The organism is Bradyrhizobium sp. AS23.2 (assembly GCF_001908185.1).
Taxonomy (GTDB): Bacteria; Pseudomonadota; Alphaproteobacteria; order Rhizobiales; family Xanthobacteraceae; genus Bradyrhizobium.
Genome location: NZ_LGHM01000311.1, coordinates 1 through 3,117, shown reverse-complemented (window position 1 = coordinate 3,117; position 3,117 = coordinate 1). Strand labels below are relative to the sequence as shown.

Genomic DNA, 3,117 nt, shown 5'->3' with positions numbered 1-3,117 from the left:
TGTAGAAACACGAAAGATCGAAACGCGGCGAGAATTACATTCTTCATTTCGTGCTTTAAGTTGGTCGCGCTTGCGAGTTTGGGGGTTAAGAAGGTCGTGGACGAATAGCTCCTTCTATCGTCATCAAGCGCCGTTGCGTTTTCACACAGCCAAGACCCTTATCGGACATTCGCGTGGGACGGCTTTGCTCGGATGCACTTCAAGGGAGATACATTGATCGGAAAGTGGTACTCAGCAATAGACGAGAGGTGCCACGCGTTCAGAATGGACTTGGCACGTCCACGGCGCGCGACCTGCTAAGAGGGGCCAGTCTTGTTGCTTATGATCCTCATGCTGACATTCATGATCGAGTGGGTGGCCAGCATAGCTTGGCAGTTGTGGCTCGCCGACACGAAGGGGAAAATTTGGGCTCGCACCGGGTACGTAACGCGCGAAAGCAACGAAACTGTTTTCGATATCTGCGTGGCCACGTATTGGGTGTTTCTCGGTTGGGGGATCGTAATGTTATACGTGCTGGTGATAATGGCGCTTAAAGGAGGAATTTCAGACTGAGACCCCGCCAAGGCTTCCTGCTCATCTATGCCACGTCTGCTAAGTGGCACGCAGTTGATAGAAGTCCGTTTAGCTCCACCCAAAAAGGCTCTGCAGCAGCATATTGGGAACCCGAAGATTTTGATTGTATTTTGGTTGGTCACTCTTCGAAGCTAGATTTTCAACCGCTGCTTTTGGCCCTTCGCGCCCATTTCGTTGCCACGCAATAAGCTGGTCGGTTTCGGGGAAGAGCAGACATCGAACACAAGCCGAACCCGCAGAGTCGGTCGAGAATAACCCAAACGCGACATGGATGACCGAACATTTGGGCAAGTCGCTCGGCATGCCGCGAGCGCCTTTCTAAAGGCAGAATTGCTGTCCCAAATTTTCAATGGCCGCGTCGTCGCGCTGTGATATGGATTTTGTGCTCGGTTGCTAAAACGCGCTGCATTCGTTGATGAAAATCTAGACTACATTCGATTGATCCAAGTTCCGGCTATTGACAGGCCGGACTTAGTTGAGACGCGCGTCGGAACGCCTACCGGTGCGAGGTCATCGCGTGACATTAAACCCAAATCGACAGCCTGATCCTTCGAGCCGTCACCGAAATGCGGTGAGGACCCTCGGCGCATGCAGGCGTTTTTCAAGGGAAGGAAAGCTCATGAACATCAAGCGAACTGCGTTCGGTTTTCTCACAGTCGCGAGCCTCATCGGTGCCGCGATGCTTCTGCCAAACGTTGGCAAGGCTCAGGATGCAAAAGTAAAGACGGCAATGGAGCTTCTGGAGTCGAAGGCGAATAAGCTAGGTCCACCTAAGATCGATGGGACCGACACTGTCGCGGGCAAGCAAGTCCCTGCAATCTATTTTGGCTCTACAAAGATGAACAACCATTTCGATTTGGTCGACGAAGTGGTTAAGGAGGCTCAGGGAACGGCCACCATATTTGTGAAAAACGGCGAGGAGTATGTTCGCGTCGCCACGAACGTCAAGAAGGATGACGGCTCGCGAGCAGTCGGAACCGTTCTTGATCCCAAAGGCAAAGCGATCGAATCCATCAAGCAAGGTGAGGCGTTTTATGGAGAGGTAGACATTCTAGGTAAGCCCTACATCACGGGCTACAAGCCGATCCATGACGCATCCAAAAGTGTGATCGGTATCTACTACGTCGGATACATGAAGTAGAGGCCACGCTCCTTCTCGAAGCATCAGCCGCCTCGCGGATTTTGGAATTTGCTGGGATCGCAATTCGGTGCGGCCCCAGCGAGAGTGAAGCCAAGCCGAGGGTTTTGTGCGGGTAACGGTTTGGCGCGCCAATGCGCGACTTATTTCTGCTTGTGGCCCCTCAGCGACCGAAATCCATGTCCGCTCGCACGACCGCAAGGCAAGAGCGGACACCTTTTGCTCACGCTGAGTTCTTCGCATTTTGACCCGTTAGCGGCCATGGCTCATTTGAGAAATGCCCGGCGCGGCCTCGGTCGCTTGGAGCAGACGGAAGCGTGCCACGTTTGGTATACTGCACGAATGTATACGAGGGGGGCTTCTATGTTCTCTCGATCAAAGACGCTGATAGCTCTTGCCTACCTTGGCGTGTTCGGAAATTTCGCGAACGCAGGCGAAATAAAGGTTTTGAGCGCAAATGTGTTTACGAACGCGCTAGACGATCATTTTCGCGATTACGAACGCTCGTCCGGCAACAAAGTCGTTTTCGAGTATGCGACGGCGGGCAAGGTTAAAGATCGCCTCCAATCTGGGGAGCAGGCGGACGTCGCAATTGTCACAAGACCAATGATTGATCAACTTGAGGCTACCGGAAAGATCGCACGGGGCACCAGCGTGGACCTTGCTCGTTCGGCGGTGGCGTTGGTGGTGCGTAAAGGCGCGACCAAGCCAGATATAAGTTCACTTGACGCACTTATGCGAGCATTGAAGTCAGCGCGTTCCATTAGCTACCCTAACCCTGCACGGGGAGGCGCTGAAGGCGTGCTAATCACTCATGATTTTGATCGCCTCGGCCTTACGGACGAAATTAAATCAAGAACTGTCTTTCCCAAGCCGGGTCATTTTGCTGCTGAGCTTGTGGCGAACGGCGAAGCGGAGGTCGCAATTGCCCAGCCCATGGAGGCCCTATTACAGCCCGGTGTCGAAATCGTGGGCTTATTGCCACCCGAATTACAAAGTCCAGCAAGCCTTACATTCTCCGCCGGAGAACTTGCAAATGCCAAGGACCGAACGACAGCCCATGCTTTGATCGAATACCTCAGAAGCGCGCCGGTGCAGTCGGCCCTTAGCAGCAAGGGCATGGAGCCGGGGCGGCAATGAGATAAGACGCATGGCTCGCCCGGACGAGGGGACCGAAATAAGATTAGAGATGTCCCCTGTTGGCCCTGAGCTGAACAACGCAACAGCCGCTGCCATGTCGGCAGTTTGCGGGAAACCGGACGCCACAGGATCGTTGGGCTGACTGCCGCTTTTGACCCTGGCTGTGTAGAAACACGAAAGATCGAAACGCGGCGAGAATTACATTCTTCATTTCGTGCTTTAAGTTGGTCGCGCTTGCGAGTTTGGGGGTTAAGAAGGTCGTGGAC

At 53.6% G+C, this 3,117-nt stretch carries 3 protein-coding genes; all 3 read left to right on the top strand.

Translation table 11 applies throughout. The features are described 5' to 3' along the window. Positions 1–312 precede the first annotated feature (312 nt). A complete protein-coding gene (locus tag AC630_RS41690) occupies positions 313–552 on the top strand; it encodes a hypothetical protein (RefSeq protein WP_074124236.1) in 240 nt (79 codons plus the stop codon). A 640-nt stretch (positions 553–1,192) separates the two neighbouring features. Beyond that, entirely contained in the window at positions 1,193–1,714 is a 522-nt protein-coding gene (locus tag AC630_RS41685; protein WP_083636605.1) for a Cache 3/Cache 2 fusion domain-containing protein, read from the top strand. A 360-nt stretch (positions 1,715–2,074) separates the two neighbouring features. Continuing rightward, positions 2,075–2,851 (top strand): molybdate ABC transporter substrate-binding protein, encoded by a 777-nt coding sequence (locus tag AC630_RS41680; RefSeq protein ID WP_074124234.1) that lies wholly within the window; start codon positions 2,075–2,077, stop codon positions 2,849–2,851. Positions 2,852–3,117 lie beyond the last annotated feature (266 nt).

Bases quoted from the DNA above. Each gene is read 5' to 3' on its own strand.
- AC630_RS41680 (WP_074124234.1), top strand. From the start codon at position 2,075: ATGTTCTCTCGATCAAAGACGCTGATAGCTCTTGCCTACCTTGGCGTG.
- AC630_RS41685 (WP_083636605.1), top strand. From the start codon at position 1,193: ATGAACATCAAGCGAACTGCGTTCGGTTTTCTCACAGTCGCGAGCCTC.